Origin of the sequence: Paraneptunicella aestuarii (assembly GCF_019900845.1) — a bacterium.
In the GTDB taxonomy this organism is placed as follows: Bacteria; Pseudomonadota; Gammaproteobacteria; order Enterobacterales; family Alteromonadaceae; genus Paraneptunicella; species Paraneptunicella aestuarii.
In genome coordinates, this window is the sequence record NZ_CP074570.1 from 246,622 (window position 1) to 267,772 (window position 21,151).

Consider the following 21,151-nt stretch of genomic DNA (forward strand, 5'->3'; position numbering starts at 1 on the left):
TGACAGGCTGTGTAGTGAACCAATTGTAAATAGTCGGGTGATGTAAGCAATGCGAGTGAATAATCAGGCTATGAACCTGTTTACCTATCTGGACAATCAGGCTGCCGCTGATGACGTGTTGAAAAATGTCGCAGAGAAACAGAAATCGAATAGTTTTCAGGATTTGAATCTGGTTAGTGTCGGGATTACTGGCGGTAACTTCGATGACATGCTCAGCGCCATGGAAAAAGGTGAGTTGAATGTGGACTTGCAAACCATGGGCAACTACGTAGATTTCAATATGCAGAAGATGGAAAAGGAAGTGTATCAATTAGCTCAGAGCTTTGGGGTTTCCATGCCTGTTGAAATCAATATCGAAGACGGTCAGCTGCAAGTGCTCGATGATAGTGATGAAGGGCAAAAGCTACAAGACTATCTGGATCGTGATGAACGCTTAAACAAGCTGGTACAGCAAACCGGGAAGTTGTCGCAATTCTATGAATGGGGATTAGTGCGCGAACAAGCGAGCAAGTATCAGGAAAGTGGCGTCGATGACGGAAATTTACTGGAATTCTTACAAGAAGGTCGCGAAAATATTGTGCATCAAAACCGCCTGTTGATTGACTCCGAAGGCGTTCAATATCTGTCGCAACGGCAATCCCAATCTCTAATTGAAAAGTATTCCGAGAAGTTTGGGTATGGGGAGAAGGGGGCTTCTTAGCGCTGTGCAAGGATTCTTAGCATGAGATGTTCAAGAGGTTCATAATTTCCTCTATGCACTTGCTTGAATGTTTCTACATTTTCCCAGTTATGGACTAAATCCCAGTTAATCATGTAATTAAAAACGTTAGCTAAGGCCGAAATGAATAACCGTTGAGTGCGTCCATTACCCTCAGGAAATGGATGGTATATGTTTATTATGCCTAGGCAACGAGCAAGCTTTTGCGCTGATTCTTCTATAGTAGGTTTGTCAGTGCTTTGGTAATACGAAATGGAACGTTCAAATACCAAAGATTGATATTCTGCCAATTTGTTCGCTGGTGTGAAAATATCACCATCTTTAGCGACATCGTAAGATCTTGGCTTTCCTGCCCATGAGTATAAATCCTGAAATAAATGACGGTGTATGGATTTTAGGTGTTCAAAATCGAAGGTTTGTTCCACCGTATCAGGTTTTTGCAGTAATTCTATTGAGCGAATTGCTGTGAAGGCTGCCTCTTTTTGGCGGAGCTCAGAGGGTTCCTGAATGTCGAGTAAATTAACAAAAACGTGGCTATTGGGGTAAAACGCTGGTTCTACGCTGTCTGGAGGCAGGTTATTTTCCACGTAGCAAGTTAAGAATATAGGTTGTGTCGATAGACTTGTCTTTAAGCGCTTGGCTTATAAGTTTCGATGTTTCTTCTGATAAAGACAGAGATTCAAGCTTAATATTAGCTAGAGCTTGTTTTACAGCATTTGCATCGGTGATAGGCATAAGTAAATACAACACAAGTAAGTTACACGCATTGTAGCTCTATAAGTTGATGCAATCAATCTTGCCTTTCAAGAGCAGAAATCAAAACAGTGGACTTATACTGATCAAGTTAATTCAAAACTCCCAGAGCGCTCTTTAAAGCACTCTGAGGGCGTTTTTTTGTAATTTTCACACAAAAACTGCTTAGAACTGATAACTCACCCCAACATAGGCGCTTCTGCCTTTGCTGTTGTAGCCAAGCACTTCCTGATATTCCCTGTTGGTCACGTTGTCGAGTTTGGCGTTAAAGCGCCAGTGGGCGTTGAGTTCATACAGGGCTGACAGGTTCAGGACGGTGTAATCGTCCAGTTCTTGTCCGCCGATGTCGATAGCGTCTTGTACTGCTCTGGCGTAGGCATTTAGCTGTAATGCGTTGTCGAGCAAGTTGTAGGACAATCCCAAATTAGCCATATGACGAGGGCGGCGTAAGCGCTGATCGCCTTGTGCTGTTTCGGTTTCGTTGTAGGTGTAGTTTCCCCACAGCTCAACAGAGGCAGTGATGTTTTGACGCCAGTCTAATTCCAAACCTTCTGATTTACTGGTTCCGGCGGTTTGCAAATAGCCCTGATAGGCTACCGGGTCGAAAATGATTTCGTCGGTAATGTCCTGTTTGAAATAGGTGATACCAAAGAACATATCGGATTGATAAAATTCAACGCCTAAATCAAAGCCTTTGCTGGTTTCTTCTTTAAGCTGCAAACCTTGAGCTTCGCCCCAGGCAAATGCGCCGTCGTTGTAGCTTTGCTCAAACAAGCTCGGGGCTCTAAAGCCTGTGCCGTAAGAGGCTTTTAGTTTCACATCGCCCAATACGCCAGCATTAACCAGATACGCACTGCTCAAACGAAAGCTGGTGTGTCCACCAAATGTATCGTTGTTATCGTAACGAACGCCCGCGGTGTTGAACCATGTTTTATCGTACTGAAATTGATATTCTGCAAAGGCTGAACGCTGTTTACGAGACTGTGTTTCGTCGTCTTCTTCCTTGATCTCCGCGCCAGCGATGACGCGCTGTGAACCAATGTTAAAGGAGCCCAGATAGTCCAGCTTTTGAATCGTTCCGCCTTGTCCAAAACCGTAGGCTCCATTGGAGAAGAAATCTCTGTCCACATCGGTATTGGCAAATCCAACGCTGTGGTGCTGATTTTCACCGGCATAATCCAATGCCAAGCGGCTGGTTTGCTGTGAGGTTTTGGATACGCAGTCATGGGTTGGTGCAAAGGTGGCGTTGTCATAGCAGCCGTCGTATTGGGCTTCGGTATCAACATCTCTAATAACCAAAGACGCTGACAATTGCTCTGTGAATTTGTGTGCACCTTTGAAATGCGCCGTGGTGTTTTCGTAGCCATCGGCTTCGTTGCTGGTATCGGCTGCTTGCGCGTTGAAACCGTCGGTATCCAAACGAGTTACTGCTAAATACAGGTTGCTATCTTCATTGGTGTAACCAATATTGCCACCAAACTGCTGCGTACTGTACTTGCCTGCTTGCACTTGTACGCCACCAGAGGTTCCAGACTTGGCTGTAGTGCTGGTAATACGGATAACACCACCTGCATCAGCGCCATAAAGTAGCCCTTGGGTTCCACGTAATACTTCTACGCGCTCAACCTGGCTGGTGAGTATGTCGTCGAATAAAGGCATAACCTGTGGTGCTGAAGGATCGGATAGTTCTATCCCATCAATAAGAACGTGGGTACGGAAACCTTCTTCACCACGAATACGTAAAGCTGTGTTTTGACCCAAACCGCCTGAGTTGCTGACGTTAACAGAGGCGATAGTGCGTAAGGTATCGGCTAGGGCAATTTGCCCGGAAGCTGCGATATCTTGCTCTGTGAGAATGGAAACACTGGTCGCCATTTCGCTGACAGGTTGTTCAACCCGACTGGATACGACGCTGATGGTTTCTATTCTTGATGTAGAGGCTGTTTCGTTGCTGATTGCGGAGGCTGAAAAGCCAACAAACGTAGCGCATACACTGGCGCTGATAAGAGATTGTTTAAAAGACATTTAGTTGATTCTCTATGAACACATTCCGCCCGAATGTGATAACAAGACTGCACAGAAAACCGTTGAGTGTTCTGTACCCCAGCTTCTGGCCGGTATCCGGACTCACAAAGAATGCTCGTTGTTACGGCCTTCCCATTCCTGGTTATACCTGAGCGGAACAGTGGCATGGATGTAACAACTAACTTTGCTTACCGTTGCGGGGGCAGTATCGGCTTCGCACCGATTTCCCGTTTAACTGTTGTCAGCCAATAGATTTGACTAACCTCAGCACCAAAAAGCGGGGACATTATAGGGGCTTATGTAGGGTGGGGCTATGGAATTATGAAAAAAGTTGACCAGGTGAGAGGCTTTCTTTGCTCGTATTCATTCTCTCGATCGTCATTATCCCGATCGTCATGCTGATGAATATCAGCATCTTTATCTTTAGCGTCGCCCTGAAATGCATTCAGGGCGACGCTAAAGATATTTCAACGAATCAAAATAGCGATTACTTAAGACTTAACATGCATATTGTGAATCGCGCAGTGAACTTTATCTGTGTCCCCGCTATCGTCGTCCTTACGAATATGAATGGAGTCATAGTCCAGCCCTTTCAGGTCGGCTTTAATCAGTTCTGAAAACGTATCCGCGGCGGCTTCTATCTTTTCACTGTGAATTTCTATTTTTCTGAAATGAGGTTCGTGTGCGGAGACTAGTTGATCGATTTCATCTGCTAATTCTTCCTGTTTTTGAATTAGTGTTTTGTCGATAAAGAGTGAATTTTCATCCTCAACAATCATCACTTTGGTTACGTCTTCAAGCTGTTTGCTGAGCAGCTCAATTTTCACTTCAAACTCTTCAGTGGGAAGCTCCATTGAGTCCATTTTGGTTTCTAAAGCATCAAGGGCGCGCATGGCTTCCTGTTGCTCTTCTGTTAACTTTGCTTGATACACGATTTCACAGTCTTTCAGGGCAATGAGTTGGTAATCCTGTAGATCGTCGTCGTTCATGGCAAATACCGAGAAGGTGGCCAAAGTAGCAAGAGATAAAGCGGTAATAGAAATCGTTGAATGAGAAAGAGTGGAAGCATAGTGGGATATCAGTTTATTCATGATTCATTCTCCAATGGATAATCAAAATGGTGTCATCACTGCGTGTACTGATATATGTCGATAGGCGGAATGAAATAGTTTGGTGGGGCTGATAGTTTTTTGATTAATTTCTATGCTTCATAAATAAGAGCTGACCATTCAGGTCAGCTCTAAACGAAAGCGCTAATTTATTCGCACGCTTTACCACAGTCGGCAAGAGTCACGACTTTTTGTGCCATATAGCTTGGGATGTTGTAGTTATTATTGAAAGCAATTGCTCCAATGGTTTGCCCGTTATACAAAATTCCGGGTGTCCAACCGCTGCTGCTCCAAGCTCCGCTGCTGTAGGCATATTTGTCGATTTGCGAGGCTCCAGGGGCGCTGGCGTAGTAATAGCCGCCTGCACCTGACGTAATTGTCGGAGCAGTTTGGAAGATACTTAGCTGTATTTGGTGAGCATTAGTACCATTTTTATTTCTAAATACACCAACGTACACATTCATTCCTGTAATCAAGTTGTTGATTGTGTTGGTAATATCAATATTCAATTGCTGCTCAATTGCTGCCACTGGTGTTGCTACGGAAGGCTTATCCAGAATGCTTTTAACACCAAACAGGTTTTTCATATTGATAATATCGGTATATTGGCGCAGTCCGCTGTCTACCATGTCATCCACTTTTGCTTCTGCATAATTGCTGGCAAAAATACTGACTAATTGACTAACCCCCGGGAAGGACAGAATTCCGCCTGAACAGCTTAAATCAATATTATTGTTGTAGTTAATGCTAAGGCTGGTGAGTGCCCCGGTGTAAAAGTTGTAAGTCGCTTTAGGGCGCAGGTTTTGTAAAGATACTGTCGCTTTGACTGTTGGGCACAAGATGTCGATGCCATCAAATTTTGCTTGAGCTTTAACGCTAATGCTGCCAACGGTTAATGACACTTTTTGTGAGGCTTCACCAGTAAAGGTTGCACTTAAATTGTCGGTGTTTACGTCGATGTAGGAAATGGATTTTACTTCGTTGATCTTGTTTATTTCTGTACGAAGTTTTGACTCGATGTTCAATTCCATTTGTTTGATGTCATTAAACAATCCATCTGCCAAGGTTCCGATATTGACGGTATACGCATCTTCCCTCGGAGTTGGGCTACCACTGGGTTTACTTAATTTTAAATCGGTTTGGGCTGCGTTGATCCCCGCTGAAAATAAAATGGCGGTGACGAGTCCTGTTATTTGGAGAGTTTTTTTCATAATGTTCATCCTGCATTGAAATTGGAAAAATTTTGCGTAGGAAAGCAAATTTTAATAAAAACAACATGTATTGAATTCTGCCGACCAAGCCAAATTAAGGTAAGTAAATTTAGTTTCACTTATGTGACAATTTCAATTGAAGGAATAAATATATCTATTGGCTTTTTTTGAGTTAAGGTAAGATTTTCGTGTAAATATTGTGTCAGCATATTCTTTCTTCTATAGGGGGAGTTCGAATGAATGATGATAGTGGCAGCAAACGTGATATGGTTGGCGCGCTTAAACGCGCTAGTAGCCGTATTCGATCATTGTCTGATACATCTACCTATCAAACGCCTCCCCCTGTAGATAATGTTCCCAGGCCAAAAAATGCCCCCGAAGTCCAATTGGCAAGTTCCAGTGCCAACAAAGATTTAGTGAAAGCGGCTAGAGAGAGAGTTGCTGATCCTTCATTACCCCAAGCTCCATTGATGCATGGAAGAGATAAACTGGGTGAAGTGGGTCAGAAAGCCTGGGTATATAAACCTAATGGCAAAGATGCGGATAGTTACGCCACTATGGCGACTCGACTTGATACTATTGGTGCAAAAATTCATTCCTCCTATTCTGGAGATAAGCGTAAAGACTATACACCGTCTCAGTTTGCTGCTCATGCAACATTGCTTGCATTCAAGGGCAAAACAGACAAATTGAGAAGTGAGTATCAGTTATCGCATGAGGATATTAATGAACTCAGAACTCATGCCAGTGTCATGATGGGGGCTGAAACTGGGCGCTCTGAGGTTGCGGGGGTGTCCAACTTTTTAATGTTGCATCGCATGAAACATGATGGAAACTTAACCTTTTCTGGTGATAAGGGGACGTTAACGGGGGTGCAAGCTGAACAACTGAGAACCAAAACAACCAGCGTTTCAACGTCATCATTTTTGGCTGCACCTTATGGTTCTATGGAAATGATGGATCAGGTGCAAACAGGTTTGCGTAGTTATCCCGATAATCCTGATGATGTGTATTCGAAGAAGAAAAAGCAGACTATGCGCGATGCCTGGAGTTCAGGGTTTAAGCAAAAAGGTAAGCAGCATGAAGTGACTGAGCGAATTGATGTTGCGAGATCCAAAATTGTACCTAAAGTGGTGAAAGGTCGTTATCAGGCGAAAGATGATACTGTTCCTGGCGGAAGAGTGGACGTCTCTCTTCCCGGTGCTGATGCTGTCATCGGCAATGAAGCTAACAGACTGAGTGAGTTTATTGGCTATAAAGAGCGTAAACATGGGAAGCGAGTTGATCCTGATGCACAACTGGAAAGAAGTGTACTTCGATATTTTGATCGGGCTGAAACGGCTGCTCCCAGAGTGCCGCCACCAGAGAGGGGGTCAATCTATCACTCGCAAAGCGAATTTGCTCGTAACTTGAGTCGAAATATGTTTCGCTCAAAAGAGGCATCCGAGCCAAGTCGTTCTGCTGGTAATGAGTCCCAAAGGGCTGCTACGACCACATCACAACATCATCCTTCAACACCTGGTTCGATTTACGACCCGCGCAGTGATTTTGCTCGTAACTTAAGAGGCATGTATAGCTCGGGAGAAAGCACTCGGCAGCGCAGTATGTCAGTACCCTCTCCTCAGCATGCTCCTTCATCGGCTCCAAGAACTCAATCTCCTGAGCATCAAAGTCAATCATCATCACCTTCTCACTCAATTTATAGTCCAAAGAGTGACTTTGCCAAGAATTTGCGGGGGAAGCTGTTTAAATAACCTGATAAACATCAGGCCGCCAGAGTTCCATATAGCCTTCTGGCTTGGCGAGTGGTTTGAATCCCACTTGTTCATACAAACCGTGCGCATCGGCAGTAACCAGTACCATGCGTCGTAGTCCTTGAAGGTCGGGATGGCGCATAATCTCTTGCATTAGCCATTTACTCAGTCCCTTTCCTCTATAATCTTCGATGATGAACACATCCGCCAAATAGGCAAAAGAGGTGCGGTCGGTGATCATGCGTGCAAAGCCCACTTGCTCGTTGTTGTTTGTGAATACCCCGAAGCAGAGAGAATGCTGAATCGCACGCTCAACCAGATCAAAGGGCACACCCTTCGCCCAGTATGAGTTGGTTAGAAAATGATGGATAACCTTTAAGTCCATATCTGTAGTATTGCTACTAATTTTGAACCCTTGCATTGTGTATTTCCTTGTATCCGTTTGATGGGGGGATGATGAGGTTGCGCTAACGTGCTGTCAAATTTCTCTTATAGTTCGGGATGTTAAATCGGTTAGAAGATATAACGGGCTAAATTTTTACTTCCCTTTATTCTATTCAATTGATTGACAGCATTAAGTAACCTGCCTACTTTTGTTGAGTTGCTATTTTACCGGGTAGGTTTTCTAAGCGAGGTTGTTACATGAATGCTGTGCCCAAGCCGCCAACCAACACACTTAAGGTAACGGATTTATGCAGTCTACTTTTCTAGTATCCAGACCCAGTGAGGTAAACCCTGACAATATCGGCGATGCACTACAACAAGCCATCGAAATCGAAATTGCCACTATCCCGGTTTATCTCTTCACTTACTATTCAATTAACAGAACCCCCACTCAAGACACCATTACTGACGAATTAAAAGCGGCTTTATTGGCGCAAAACAAGCCGGGTAAGCCGAAATACACCGAGCAAGCCGCAAGCGAAATTGCACTGGATTTATCGGCGAAAATCATGGTGTTTGCTAACAAAGCCGGAGCCTCGATTCTGAGTGTGGTGATTGAAGAAATGCTGCATATGTCGTTGTCGTCGAATGTGAAGCAAGCCTTGGTGGGCAACCCTCAATTGGTGGATAAAGGCCCTTCGGTTTGGCCAGCGTATTTACCGGGGCATGAACCGGCATTTCCGATTAATCGTGCCAAATTTAGCCAGGATCAGCTGTTCACTTTTATGCAAATCGAGAGCCCCAAAGAGTTGGAAGGCAAGATGAGCAAAGCCGAGGCTTTGCCTTATATTACGATTGGCCAGTTTTACTCGATGATCGAGAAGTGCATTAAAAAGCACTTTAAAGATGACGATTGCTACCACACTAAACGTCCGCAATTAGTCCCTAAAATGGGCTATTACGCGCAAAACGATATTGATACCCTGTATTACGACAAGCAGCATAAGCCTAAATTTGAAAATGCCGAAGACAGCGGCGATTTAGTGCATGTGGTGGATAAAAAGTCGGCTTTGAAAGCACTTGATATCATTGTTGATCAAGGTGAAGGTCATGCTGGTGGTCATCAGTTTAAAGTGGTCGATGGCAAAGATTGTGTTGATTGTGCTCCGTTTACCGACGGCAGCTTTGACGATAAACAGCGCTCTGAATTAGCTCACTTCGATAAGTTTAATCAGCTTTGGTGTGAAATGGGGCAGTTGGATAAGGAATTTGAGAAATACTTCGGCGATAAAATCGATCCCAAGTCTTATTACATCTACAACTTTGCGGAAAATCCTGTCACGGCGGATTACCCGGAAATTATCCAAAAAGTGTCTACCTTGACTAATGCGGTTTACAGCTATTTGTATGTGATGACACAGGCTTGTTATCACGCAGAGAAAAACACGCAATATGAAATCTTCATGTTTGGTATTCATAAATCCATGATGTGGATTCTGGGTACTCTGTGCGGCACCTTGCCTGGCATGAAGTACATAGACAAGGATGGCTTTCAGCGTAATGCAGCACCTACATTTGAGAATTATTCTTTTAATACAGCCAGTTCACCCAAGCAGCAGATTATTGAGTTGTTTAATCAGGCGGCGGCTGCCTATCCGGGTATTGCACATATAAAAGATCGTATTCATGACTTGCCAAATGTGCCGCTAGAAGGGTATTTGGCAAAACCGGGTCAGCCAATTTTGGCTTGAAGTTAAGCTGCAAATATTGAAATTTACGAGGAAGTTGACGATGTCTAATAAAAATTCAAATGGTTGTGGCGCACCTTCAAGCAATGGTTGCGGAGCACCATCTTCGGGCTCAAATGGTTGTGGTTCGCCTTCTCCAGGTTCTAATCAAACCGATGTGCTGGTGCCTAAAGAACTTCATGCCTGCATGGGTTTAAATGCCTGTAAAGGGCATGACAGATTCGGCACTAACGACTGTGCAGGTAGAGGATTCTGCGCCACGCAACAGCATGTTTGCCATACCTTGAATAACTGCCGCGGGCAGGGCGGTTGTGGTTTATATGGTGATGCCGCAGAACAGTGTCGCCCCGGTGAGAATAACTGTGCCTTTCAAGGCAGTTGCGCTACGCCGATTCAGGCCGAGCGTATCAGCACTATGGGCGCTAACACGGGTAAAAGCGTTTGGTTATTAGCTCGCAGATTGTTTGAAGAGCGCATGGAAAAATCCAAACGGAATGTTGGCCCAGCGCCTATGCCGAATGGCCCGCCACAGCAGTGGCTGGAATCTCTAGGTGAATACGATTCTTGCGGAAATTCAGGTGATAAATACTGTACGTTTGGTTTCAACAGCCCGGCTCAGAATGCGGAAGAAATGATAGAGAAAAGCCGCAAAGATCTGGATAAAACCGTTAAAGACTGTGCTTGCACAAAAGACAAGGACTAAGTTGTTATTGTGAGTAGTGGAGAATCTATCAAGCAGCCTGCTTTTGACGAGCAGGCTGTTTTATCCAAGCGCATTTTATCCCGATTGGGATTAGGGCTGCGTAGCCAACATTTCAATCATATTTTGCAGCATCGTCCCGATGTGGCGTGGTTTGAGATCATTTCCGAGAACTTCATGGATTCGGGAGGGCGGCCTCGTTATATCCTCAATCAAATTGCTGAACATTATCCCATCGCGATGCATGGCGTTTCCCTGTCCATAGGCAGTGTTGATGAACTGGATCGACAGTATTTGGCGTCGTTAAAGAAACTGGTTGATGACATCCAACCCAAATGGGTGAGTGATCATTTGTGTTGGACAGGTGTGTTAAATCTGAATTCCCATGACTTGTTGCCGCTGCCTTTAACCGAGGAGTCGCTGTTGCATGTGTGTTCCCGTATTGAACAGGTTCAGGATTATCTGAATCGGTCATTGGTATTGGAAAATCCAAGTACCTATTTGCAGTTTAAGCACTCGACTATTCCTGAATGGGAGTTTTTCAGCGAAATGGTGGCACGAACGGGCTGCGAAATGCTGTTGGATGTGAACAATGTTTACGTGTCTTCGTTTAACAACCATTTTGATCCGATTGAATATCTGAAAGGTTTGCCACATAAGGCGATTCGGCAGATGCATTTGGCGGGACATGAGCATTGTGGTGATTACATTATTGATACTCATGATCAACCTGTCTCTAGTCAGGTTTGGCCGTTGTTTCAACTGGCATGGCAGTTGACTGGTGGGGTTGATACTTGTCTGGAATGGGACGGTAACATCCCGGATTTTGCCGGATATTTGGCTGAACTGCACAAAGCAAAACAAGTGTTGATGCAGGAGTTAGATATTGGTAGTGAAAGCGCCGGTATGCCCACTGGTAAGGGAGCCGTGGCAACCCCCATTGATTTTATTGTGCCGGATGCCACTGCGGAATGGACGGATACTGACGTTGCGCTGGAAGAGAAGAGCTGGGCTTGAAGTTATTAGAAATCACCTATAAAGCTGAATGCAGACTCGCCGTGAATCAATCCTTTGAGGAGACCTTCTTTCCATTACAGCCGCCTCCCTGCGGCTGAGGGTCTGCTTATCAGTTTATAGGTGACTTAACCGCTATTTGAGAGGATGAATGAGCGAGCAATTAAAGAGTATTCAACAGAGCTTTATCCAGGCGTTATTGAACCCACAAGCAAGTGAGGTTTTTGCTGAACAGGTTGAGTCATCACAAGCGCTGAGTGCTCGACAGCATCTGGCTATTTACCAGAGAAGTTACATCGCTCGCTTGCAACAATGTATGGCAGCGCAGTTTAATGCTTTGAAACAGGCGTTGGGTGAGCAATTGTTCTTTATGTTTACTGCTGAATACCTGCAAGCGAACCCATCAAAAAGCTACACCCTGAATAATCTGGGGGAAGGTTTCGCTGACTTTTTGCGAGCCACTCGACCAGACAAAGATGAGTCTGAACAGGAAGATTGGCCTTCGTTTATTATTGAGTTAGCGGAGTTTGAATACTTGCTCAATGTGCTATTCGATGCTCCCGAACCTCAAGGATATAGCGTTGCAAACTCAGAAACTCCCGAAACAGAATTATTCCTCAACCCCGTTAACCAGATATGCAAACATCAATACCCGGTGTGTCGATATTTCACCATGCTAAAAGCACAACAACAGGTGGATATTCCTATGCCCGAGCCAGAATACTGTATCGTGGTGCGCCACAACTATCGACTCGGTATGGTGGAACTCAAAACGGACCTGGAAAGGCAATTGATGAATGAACTGGCAAGTGGGAAAACTTGGTGTAGTTTGGATAAAGAAAGGCGAGATGTTTTTGCTATTAAAATGAAATGGTTGACGGCGGGAGTATTGGTAAGTTCGAGCGTTTGCTGAAAAGAGTAACGCTCGACCGAATAAAGCATTCGGTCGAGGGATTAATATTCTTAAGGCACTTCCAGAACGCGCTTTTTTGCTAACGACATGGCAAGGTTGTTGTCGTAGTAGGCGGCTTCGTTGATGAAGTGTGGGTATGCCACGTAGTCGCCTTCCCAGCAAATTTCGCCACCGTCAAACAGGGCGATGATCGGATCGCCAGGATTCAGTGCCTTGAAGTCTTGATCCTGCACATTTCTGTGTACCATACCAATACGTTCGCCGTGCTCGTCCATTGGGAGCGTGAGCGTTTCGGTGTATTCATACACTTCTACGCTGGCGGGTAAAGCCGGTAATTTGTCTGCGTTGTATAATTCCAGATAATCAAGAATGTGAGTGGTGAGGGTTTCCATCCATTCCAACACGTCTTGACGAATGACCGATTGCGGCTGCGGGCCTACTTCTACTATCACGCCTTGTTTGGTGATAGAGCACAGGTAAGGTTGTTCATCCATCGGAATTTGATCTTCCATGATGATAACCGCTTCTGGCATGTGTTGTTTCACATAAGCTGCCATTTTAACGTTAAACGCATCAGATTGAAGCAATATTAGCGAAGGGCCCATATTGCTGGTGGTGTTATGCAAATCAATAATAAAGTCAGATTTGGCGGCACCTTTGGGGCCAATTTGTGCGTTGATCACTTTAGCTCTACTTTCTTCGTAGTTGCTTAAGGTGCGATCATTTAAACGTTCATGAGTGAATTGACGATTTAAGTCGCAATCCAGATAGCGTTTGTTGTTTTCGAATGCACTTGTATTGGCGAACAGAGTGTCGACAGTTAATCCTTCTCGTTGGATGGCAGCAGATGATTTTTGCCACTTACGTAAAAGATAAATTCCTGAATATTCGTTACCGTGAGTGCCACCAACAATGGTGACTGAATTGATCTTATCCAATATTCTGCCTTGCAATTGTAAACCGTGAATATGAACTGGTCGTTTGACTGTCCGACAATAAGATAGTCGAAAACTTGACTCAGGCATTAGGTTTTTTTGGCATAATCAATGCTTATAGCAAATGAGTAAAAATTTCATATCGTATTCGTTTCTTGTGGTGTTTAATAAAATCAAACAAAATCAAGAAGATAAAAGTTTATTGTGAGCTGAGAAAAATTAGGAGCCTGTTATCTTACTGTTACAGCTAAAGCAACTTTGTCAGTCGGAGAATTGGGAGAATATTCTACATCCATATTTTTATATTGATGGGTTGGTGTTCGCTATTTCTTCGGCTCCTGAAATTCCCATGCCCGATGTCTGGCTGCCCTGGGTGGTGAAAGGTCAGGGGAAGATTGGGGATAAAGATGTCGATCAGTTGACCAGCTTGCTACTGGCGTTATTGAAATCACGATTGAACGAAATGCGTGATGAGCAGTTTTTCCTGCCGGAAGGTTGTACTTATACGTCGGATAAAAACAGCAGTGACGCGTTAGAATTGTGGCTAACTGGGCTCTTGTTTGGTCATCAACAGCTGGAAGGAGTATGGCAAGATGCCTGGAAACACATTCAGAATAAAGCGCCTGATGAGTTACCTAAATTACAGCGAGATTTGAGTCATTGTTTAAGGATGTTTTCGACCTTTGCTAATCCACAATTGGCGATTGAGCAGGCGCGACAGCGGGGCAATCCTGAGTTGGAAGGGAAGCTACCGATTATCTTTAAATCTTTTCCCAAGGCGTTAAAGCAGTATGTTGATATTGCCGGCAAGTTAGTGGGTTATATTCCCAATCAGTTTGAGATGTATGAGGAAAAGCCCAATTAGATACCGGTGCTTATGTACTTTTAGCGCTTTTAAAAGGGAAGTTAATCATAAACTCTGTGCCTTTTTCTACTTCGCTGGTAACGTGAATTTGTCCTCCCAGAGTTTGCGACACCAGATTATAAACAATATGCATACCTAATCCGCTGCCCCCATTGTCTCGTTTGGTAGTGAAAAAGGGATTAAATATTTTCGTCAGCTTGTCTTCCGGTATTCCATGACCATTATCGCGATATTGAATGTTGATGAATCCATTATTTTCTACAATGTGTATCTCAATCGTTGCTTTCCTGTCGAAAGGTGCTTCAAAGCCATGTAAAAGCGAATTCATGATGAGGTTTGTGAAAATTTGAGACAGGGCTCCCGGATGAGTATAGGTGACTAACGTGTCACTGCATTCGAGAATAATGTTGGGGTTTAGTTTTTTTAGGTTAGGTGACAAGCTGGCAATAATCTCCTGCATATATTCGTGCAATCTTACGTTACGAAGTTCATCACTGGCCTGATCAACGGCTATCTTCTTAAAGCTTTGGATCAGATTGCCTGCGCGATACAGGTTACTCAGAATTAACTGGCAAGCTTGTGTTGTTGAATTGATAAGTTTTTCGAAGTCATCACAGGTCAGCTCATCGTTTTGATATTTTAGTTTGTAGCTGTTCACTTTGTCGGACAGGTGTGATGCTGCGGTGACGCTTACGCCCACGGGCGTGTTAATTTCATGGGCGACACCCGCAACAAGGGCGCCTAATGCCGCCATTTTTTCCGACTCTACCAATTGCACCTGAGTGGTTCTGAGGTCGGCTATCTTCTGCTCAAGTTGAGCAGTTCTTTCTTCCACGATTTTTTCCAGATTGGCATTTATTTCTTCCAGCTTTTTCTCATAGTTTACTTTTTCGGCGCTACTCAGTGCTCTGCCGTAAAGTTCTGCCAATGTACAACCAAATACCACTTCATCGGGTGTCCATTTGCGTAGTTTGTCGCCTTGATATTCACATCGGATAATGCCGACCATTTCACCTTTGTGGCGAATAGGAATATCGAGAATGGAGTTGATGTTGTTGGGCATGAAGTAAGATTGGCTGAATTCAAAGGTAGATTTATTGTTGTGGGCATCGTTGGCAATGATGACTCTGCCTTTGCTTAAGGCTCTAAAATAGATTGGGTAATGGGATTTAATCAGCACAAGAGAATCGGTGGGTTGCCTTTCTCCGTGATCCACCAGAAGTTGGCATTCCATTGTGTTGTCTGTCACTTTCCACATGCTGGAACGTGCAATATTCAGCCCTTCACAGCAAACATCCATAATTTTTTTGCTGGCGACGCCTAGGTTCCCAGAATCAATCTCTTTTGTGGCGCTTAGCTCAAGTAAGAGCATTTCTAATTTTAACAACATGGCTTGGCCTTTAATCTCGTGATTGCGTGGGAAAAGTCACTTCTCATATAAAGGAAGAATTGTTTACAGCGCACTTTCTCTAACTCCCCTTTGCTGTGCATCGGTATGCAGTGGAAAGGTAATGATGAATCCAACACCTTCTTGTTGATTAAGGATTAGGGTGATTGTTCCTTGCAGGGTTTGCGATACCAGGTTATACACAATGTGCATGCCCAAACCGCTTCCGCCGCTGTCTCTCTTGGTGGTAAAGAAGGGGTTGAATATCTTGGCTTTTTGTTCCTCATTCAGTCCTTTACCGTTATCCAGATAGTGTATGGTGACGTTGTTATTATCGTGCTCGACGCTAATACTAATGGTTTCTTTGCGCCCTGTTGGTTCTTCAAAACCATGTACGATCGAGTTCATGACCAGATTGGTGAGTACCTGGGATATAGCTCCGGGATGCGTGTAGAAATTCAGGGACTCATCGCAGTCAATCTGAATATCGGGGTTTAGGCGTTTTAATTGGGGAGTCAGACTGGAAATAATCTCATCCAGATATTGGCGCATGTTTAGCTTTCTTGGTTCGTCGCTGGTTTGATCAACGGCAATCTTTTTGAAACTGCTTATCAGGTTTGCTGCTCGTTCCAGGTTATTTAATATCAGCCCGCAGGCCTTACTGGATGAGTCAATCAGGCGTTCAAAATCATCACAGGTGAGTTCGTCGGCTAAATATTTTTGTTTATAGGTGTTTAATTTGGTTGATAGATGAGAGGCTGCGGTAACGCTGACGCCGACGGGAGTGTTTATTTCATGTGCTACACCTGCCACTAATCCGCCAAGTGCGGCCATTTTTTCTGATTCAACCAGTTGATGCTGTGTTTGTTGTAATTGGTCAAGTGATTGTTGTAACGCCACGTTGCTGGTGTTTAGTGCCGCGGTTCTTTCTTCTACACGTAATTCCAGATCTGCATTCAAAGAGCGGATTTCTTCTTCTGCAAGTTTCTTTTCGGTGATGTCCTGAATTGAACCAATAATCTTGGTTGGCTTGCCATTATCATCATTGAATAGTTTTGCTCTCAGGTTAACTATTTTGGTTGTACCATTCGATTCCAAAACACTGTGTTCAATATTGAGTTCCCCTTGAAGTTGCGCTTTAAAATCCTGAATAGCTTTGTCTAACCCGGCACGCTCCTCTTTGGGGACAAAGGCTAGAAATGCGTTGTAATCAGGGCGAAATAGCTGGGGTTCCAAATCCAAAATTCGATAGACCTGATCTGTCCAATAGATTTCTTCATGCTGTAAGTCCCACTCCCAGCTTCCAATGTTGGCAATGCTTTGTGCTTGTTTAAGGCTTTGTTGGCTTCGTATAAGCTGGGCTTCGGTTGTCTTTCTGACACTTATGTCTCTAAAAGTAATAACTGAGCCACTATTGCCATTCATATCAGAATAAGGAACTAACGTAAGCTCTACGGAAATGAGTGATTTTGATAGGGTTTTAAACGTTGCGTCTTGTGAATCGTGAGAATGCTTTTGATGGTGTGCATCAAGTAATCGTTGGAAAACCTCCTGTTCTGTGGCGTTGCCTGATACCGGGTATAAAATATTAAAAATGCCATGGTCGTTAATTTCTTCCAGTGAGTGACAACCCAGGATGTCCAGACAGACTTTGTTTGCGAATATGCAATGGAGTGACTCATCTACACCAAATATGGCGTCACTTGCTGCATTTAGTATCATTCGAGCTTTTCGTTCTTTTTCTTCCAGTTCTTTTTCTGTTTTGCGTCTGAGCCGGATTTCTTTTTCTTGCTGTTGGGTCTTTGTGGTTAGTGCCTGAAAAGCGGAAATTTGGGATTTATTTTCTGTTAGTCTGAGCATTACTAAAGCATTACATCCATCCTGCTGGGGAATGATGAGGTTTCCTGCACAGGTCATATTGCACGATATATTATCAACCAGGAAATTGAGTTTGGTGGGCGTACTTTTTTTTGATGACAGCCAGCGCTTGAGATTAGGCTGAACTTTCGTTTCGTCCAAGGATGTAAGCAAAGAGGCGACAGGCCGGTTTTCAACCTGTGTCTTTTCACGCTTAAGCAAGGTTAGTGCCGCTGAATTGGCGGATAACACATTGCCACCAGAATCCAACAACAAAATGGCTTCTGGTAAAACGGCAATAATGTCTGCACAGGTTTTGATATTCACGGTTTATTCCGATTTAAAATATTCACGACCGTCAACTGCATCTGCTTCTTCGTTTTCCGTAAAATAAACAGTTACCTGGCACCCTGCTGCACCCTGAGCAATGGTCTCTTTTAAATGTACTTTTGCATAGCCGTTGTTATTGGCGGTAATTGTGCCGAACACATTGGATGTCATCATGCATAGTGAGGGACGATCTTTGACTTTATCGCCAAAAGGACATTGGTGATTGCCGAATACCACCTTGTTTTCATCCATCGTGATCACATAAAACTCGCCTTGTATACGAGCCTTTAGATTCTCCAGTACGTCGGCTATTTGTCCCTTGTTAAGCTGGTTGGTTTGAAGGGCTTGCTTGTATATGGAGTCAATTTCATTGCCCATGTTTTGACCCACAATACTAATGAAACCTTCGGCTTCTTGCAGGCCTACTACTTCTTCAAGAACACCCGATAACTCTCGAACAAGGCTACGCAGGAACACATCACGTTCCAGAGGGACATCTAGCTGACGAACTGGAATGCGTTGTGTCTGATTATTGTTTTCCATAAATACTCCTTCTGGCTCACCATGTGAGCTCAGAATGTTATATTAGTGAGTTAGTAACTTATTGATTTCATTGGATTCAATGGGTTTGCTTAGCAAGAATCCCTGCACAATGTCACAATTTCTTGTAACCAGATAATCCAACTGTTCGTTTGTTTCGACACCTTCTGCTATGACTTTCATACCCAGCGAGTGAGCAAGGCTGATAATGGCGTTGGTAATGGCAGCTCCATCCTCGTTAAGCGTAATGTCTTGAATAAAGCTTTTGTCGATTTTCAGATGGTCGAAAGGTAATCGACGAAGGTAGTTCATTGAAGAATAGCCTGTCCCAAAGTCATCAATTGCCAGGTGAACCCCTAGTTCGTGGAGTTCATGTAATACGCTTTTGGTTTGGGCGATATTCTCAATGAGCAAACCTTCTGTTACTTCTAGCTCTATGTTGTCGGGCTTAACCCCGGTCTCACTCAGCACATTTTCCAGCAGCTTCACTAGCCCTGGGCGTTTGAATTGGCAAATGGATAGGTTAATAGCAACTCTAAAATTTTCATGGTTACTCATGTCTTGCCATTGTTTGGCTTGCTGACATGCTGTTTTTAGCACCCATTCACTGACCGGGATTATCATTCCGGTTTCTTCCAGAAGAGGAATGAAATGAGCAGGGGAGACGGAGCTGAATTGGTTGCTGTGCCAGCGGATCAAGGCTTCAGCGCCATAGATTTTTCTGTCTTTACCTTTGTATTGTGGTTGGTAGTTCAGAAAGAATTCTTCTCTTTCCAGTGCTCGACGTAAGCTGGACTCTAGAGACAGTTTTTCAGCCGTGTTTCTATCATCTTTTTTGGAGTACATCTGGTAGCTGTTTCGGCCAATGTTTTTTGCCCGGTACATTGCAACATCGGCTTTTTTCAGCAAGCCTAGAGTGTCTTCACTGTCTTTGGGAAACAGGCTAATTCCAATGCTGGATGTAACGAATAGCTCTTTATTGTCGAAAACAATGGGTTCTGAAATAGATTTCAGGAGTTTCAGGGCGACTTCCCTTACTTCCTCAACGGACTCAACATCGTTGAGTACAATTGCAAATTCATCACCACCTAATCTTGAAACGGTGTCACCCGGGTGAATGCATAGTGTTAAGCGTTCAGCCATAGTTTGTAGAATGGTGTCGCCAACATTGTGGCCAAGGGAATCATTGATAATTTTGAATCTGTCCAAATCCATGAATAAAACAGCTGCGTTTTTAGGGTGCCATTGTGCGCTGGCGATCATTTGATTTAACCGATCCTGTAGAAGTGCCCGGTTTGGCAAACCAGTTAATGCATCATGATGAGCCAGATAATGTAGCCTTTCCTGAGCTTCCATCCGCTCGGTAATATCTTTTCCTGTTGAGATGTAATGTGTGATTTTTTCTTCGGCGTTGCGCTGTGGCGTGATGGTTTTTTCTTCGTAATAAAATTCCCCGTTTTTCTTGGTGTTGATCACTACATCAGTAAATACCTCGCCTCTTAAAATGGTATTCCACATGCGCTTGTAAAAGGATTGGCTTTGCTTGTCGCTTTTTAAAATTCTGGGGGTTTTTCCTATTACTTCTCGCTGTGAATAACCTGTCATTTGTTCAAAAGCCGAATTGACGTATTCAATTTTTCCGTTCAGGTCGGTAATCATTACGGAGTCGGCAATTTGTTGAATAGCACCAGAGAGCTGGCGCATTCTTTCTTCTGCGATTTTGCGTTCCGTGATGTCCTGCAAAATTCCTGAAAGCTTGGTAGCTTGCCCACTATCATCTCGAGTTATTTCACCTTGTTGTAGAACAAATCTGGGGGTGCCATCGTGCCGATAGATGCTGTGCTCGAATTCATAATGGTGATTTTTGGAGTGAATAATTTGATTGAACAACTGAGTGATGTTCTCGCGCTCATCCTTGGGTACGTGGCTTAGCATGGAGTCAAACCTGGGGGCGCTCTCACTGGGTTCTTCTCCAAGAATACGGAATATTTGATCTGACCAGGTCACTTCGTCCTCTGTTATCTTCCATTCCCAGTGGCCTATGTTGGCAATGAGCTGTGCGTGGGCAAGACGTGATTCGCTTTTCCGCAATTGCTCATTCATGCGGATACGTTGCTGAATTTCTGCTTCCAGGGTTTTATTTATTTGCATGATCTCTTTGGTGCGCTCTTCTACTTTTTCTTCCAGATTGCTGCGTGAAAGCGCGAGATCTTCGATAACTTTTAAGTCGTTATAAGCTCTAAGTGCTGCAACCATGGTTGTATAGAGTTTGTCGGCTGTAAGATCAGCTTTGGCTTTGTAGTCATTGATGTCGTACTGAGTAATGACTTTCTTTTCTGGTACGTCACCAGGTTGCCCAGTGCGCAGAATAATTCTAACGTGATAATTGTGTATTTCTTCGCGAATAAACTTAACCAGTTCTAACCCTGCTTTGTTTGTTTCCATGACCACGTCAAGTAGCAAGACCGCTGTATCCGGATGTTCCACAAGAAGGCGACGTGCATCTTTTCCCGAGTAACCATCAATAATGGTCAACCCTTTATCTTTAAAGGTGAGATCTTCCAGTACCATGTGAGTAACCTGATGTACGGCCTCTTCGTCATCAATGACCATGACTTTCCAGTTTGTCAGCTGCGTATTTTCCTTTGCAGTATCCTCATGCTCTTGCTTGTTGCTTTTGTTTCTACTGAACAACAAACCTTGCTTTTTTCCCTCACTCTTTTCTGGACTCGTCATAAATTAACCCGTTAAAAATTGCCTGCCTACAAAAAGTGTAGCAATGGAATTGGGGTTTAACATGGCAGTGTTTTCTGAATTTTAAGCTTGGGTTTTACGTAATTTTGCGTAATTCAACTAACATTGTTATTACCATCTTGAGTGTCAAGAGGAGGCTCAATCAGCAACCTTT

17 protein-coding genes and 1 riboswitch are annotated in these 21,151 nt (G+C 43.9%); of the genes, 7 read left to right on the plus strand and 10 right to left on the minus strand.

Annotation, left to right across the window (positions count from 1 at the left end; all coding sequences use genetic code 11):
- Positions 1–49 precede the first annotated feature (49 nt).
- A complete protein-coding gene (locus tag KIH87_RS01070; protein ID WP_232359692.1) occupies positions 50–700 on the plus strand; it encodes a hypothetical protein in 651 nt (216 codons plus the stop codon).
- Here the strand turns inward: KIH87_RS01070 and KIH87_RS01075 are convergent.
- From KIH87_RS01075 to KIH87_RS01090, 4 genes are all read right to left on the minus strand, one after another.
- On the minus strand, positions 697–1,305 hold the full coding sequence (locus KIH87_RS01075) for a Fic/DOC family protein (protein ID WP_232359693.1): 609 nt from the start codon (positions 1,303–1,305) through the stop codon (positions 697–699). The two genes, KIH87_RS01070 and KIH87_RS01075, sit on opposite strands and share 4 nt — an antisense overlap.
- Before the next feature lie 331 nt (positions 1,306–1,636).
- Positions 1,637–3,496, minus strand: coding sequence for a TonB-dependent receptor plug domain-containing protein (locus tag KIH87_RS01080; RefSeq protein ID WP_232359694.1), 1,860 nt, complete (start codon positions 3,494–3,496; stop codon positions 1,637–1,639).
- A gap of 70 nt (positions 3,497–3,566) precedes the next feature.
- A riboswitch (cobalamin riboswitch) is annotated at positions 3,567–3,786 on the minus strand.
- Between the two features lie 201 nt (positions 3,787–3,987).
- Complete coding sequence (locus KIH87_RS01085) at positions 3,988–4,587, minus strand: hypothetical protein (protein ID WP_232359695.1); 600 nt, start codon at positions 4,585–4,587, stop codon at positions 3,988–3,990.
- Positions 4,588–4,754: 167 nt separating this feature from the next.
- Positions 4,755–5,816, minus strand: coding sequence for a hypothetical protein (locus tag KIH87_RS01090; protein WP_232359696.1), 1,062 nt, complete (start codon positions 5,814–5,816; stop codon positions 4,755–4,757).
- A gap of 236 nt (positions 5,817–6,052) precedes the next feature.
- On the opposite strand from KIH87_RS01090, the gene KIH87_RS01095 reads away from it, so the two are divergent.
- Positions 6,053–7,570 carry a hypothetical protein gene (locus KIH87_RS01095; protein ID WP_232359697.1) on the plus strand — a complete coding sequence of 506 codons (1,518 nt, stop codon included), beginning with the start codon at positions 6,053–6,055 and terminating at the stop codon, positions 7,568–7,570.
- Here KIH87_RS01095 and KIH87_RS01100 read toward each other — a convergent pair.
- Entirely contained in the window at positions 7,563–7,991 is a 429-nt protein-coding gene (locus tag KIH87_RS01100) for a GNAT family N-acetyltransferase (RefSeq protein ID WP_232359698.1), read from the minus strand. The two genes, KIH87_RS01095 and KIH87_RS01100, sit on opposite strands and share 8 nt — an antisense overlap.
- A 271-nt stretch (positions 7,992–8,262) precedes the next feature.
- On the opposite strand from KIH87_RS01100, the gene KIH87_RS01105 reads away from it, so the two are divergent.
- The 4 genes from KIH87_RS01105 (at position 8,263) to KIH87_RS01120 (ending at position 12,329) form a co-directional block, all read left to right on the plus strand.
- Positions 8,263–9,705, plus strand: a complete 1,443-nt coding sequence (locus tag KIH87_RS01105; RefSeq protein ID WP_232359699.1) for a ferritin-like protein — start codon at positions 8,263–8,265, stop codon at positions 9,703–9,705.
- 40 nt (positions 9,706–9,745) lie between these two features.
- Complete coding sequence (locus KIH87_RS01110; protein WP_232359700.1) at positions 9,746–10,405, plus strand: hypothetical protein; 660 nt, start codon at positions 9,746–9,748, stop codon at positions 10,403–10,405.
- Positions 10,406–10,414: 9 nt separating this feature from the next.
- The gene (bufB, locus tag KIH87_RS01115) at positions 10,415–11,419 is read left to right on the plus strand and encodes an MNIO family bufferin maturase (protein ID WP_232359701.1); all 1,005 of its coding nucleotides are present in this window, start codon (positions 10,415–10,417) and stop codon (positions 11,417–11,419) included.
- A 148-nt stretch (positions 11,420–11,567) separates the two neighbouring features.
- A complete protein-coding gene (locus KIH87_RS01120; RefSeq protein WP_232359702.1) occupies positions 11,568–12,329 on the plus strand; it encodes an HvfC/BufC N-terminal domain-containing protein in 762 nt (253 codons plus the stop codon).
- A gap of 50 nt (positions 12,330–12,379) precedes the next feature.
- Here the strand turns inward: KIH87_RS01120 and KIH87_RS01125 are convergent, their stop codons facing one another.
- Positions 12,380–13,267 carry an aspartoacylase gene (locus tag KIH87_RS01125; RefSeq protein ID WP_232359703.1) on the minus strand — a complete coding sequence of 296 codons (888 nt, stop codon included), beginning with the start codon at positions 13,265–13,267 and terminating at the stop codon, positions 12,380–12,382.
- Between the two features lie 313 nt (positions 13,268–13,580).
- On the opposite strand from KIH87_RS01125, the gene KIH87_RS01130 reads away from it, so the two are divergent.
- Entirely contained in the window at positions 13,581–14,129 is a 549-nt protein-coding gene (locus tag KIH87_RS01130) for a UPF0149 family protein (RefSeq protein WP_232359704.1), read from the plus strand.
- A gap of 10 nt (positions 14,130–14,139) precedes the next feature.
- Here the strand turns inward: KIH87_RS01130 and KIH87_RS01135 are convergent, their stop codons facing one another.
- From KIH87_RS01135 to KIH87_RS01150, 4 genes are all read right to left on the minus strand, one after another.
- Positions 14,140–15,519, minus strand: a complete 1,380-nt coding sequence (locus KIH87_RS01135) for a GAF domain-containing sensor histidine kinase (protein ID WP_232359705.1) — start codon at positions 15,517–15,519, stop codon at positions 14,140–14,142.
- A gap of 63 nt (positions 15,520–15,582) precedes the next feature.
- Positions 15,583–17,700, minus strand: coding sequence for a PAS domain-containing sensor histidine kinase (locus KIH87_RS01140; RefSeq protein ID WP_232359706.1), 2,118 nt, complete (start codon positions 17,698–17,700; stop codon positions 15,583–15,585).
- 3 nt (positions 17,701–17,703) lie between these two features.
- Positions 17,704–18,246 (minus strand): methanogen output domain 1-containing protein, encoded by a 543-nt coding sequence (locus KIH87_RS01145; protein WP_232359707.1) that lies wholly within the window; start codon positions 18,244–18,246, stop codon positions 17,704–17,706.
- A gap of 42 nt (positions 18,247–18,288) precedes the next feature.
- Positions 18,289–20,979 (minus strand): EAL domain-containing protein, encoded by a 2,691-nt coding sequence (locus KIH87_RS01150; RefSeq protein WP_232359708.1) that lies wholly within the window; start codon positions 20,977–20,979, stop codon positions 18,289–18,291.
- Between the last annotated feature and the right edge of the window lie 172 nt (positions 20,980–21,151).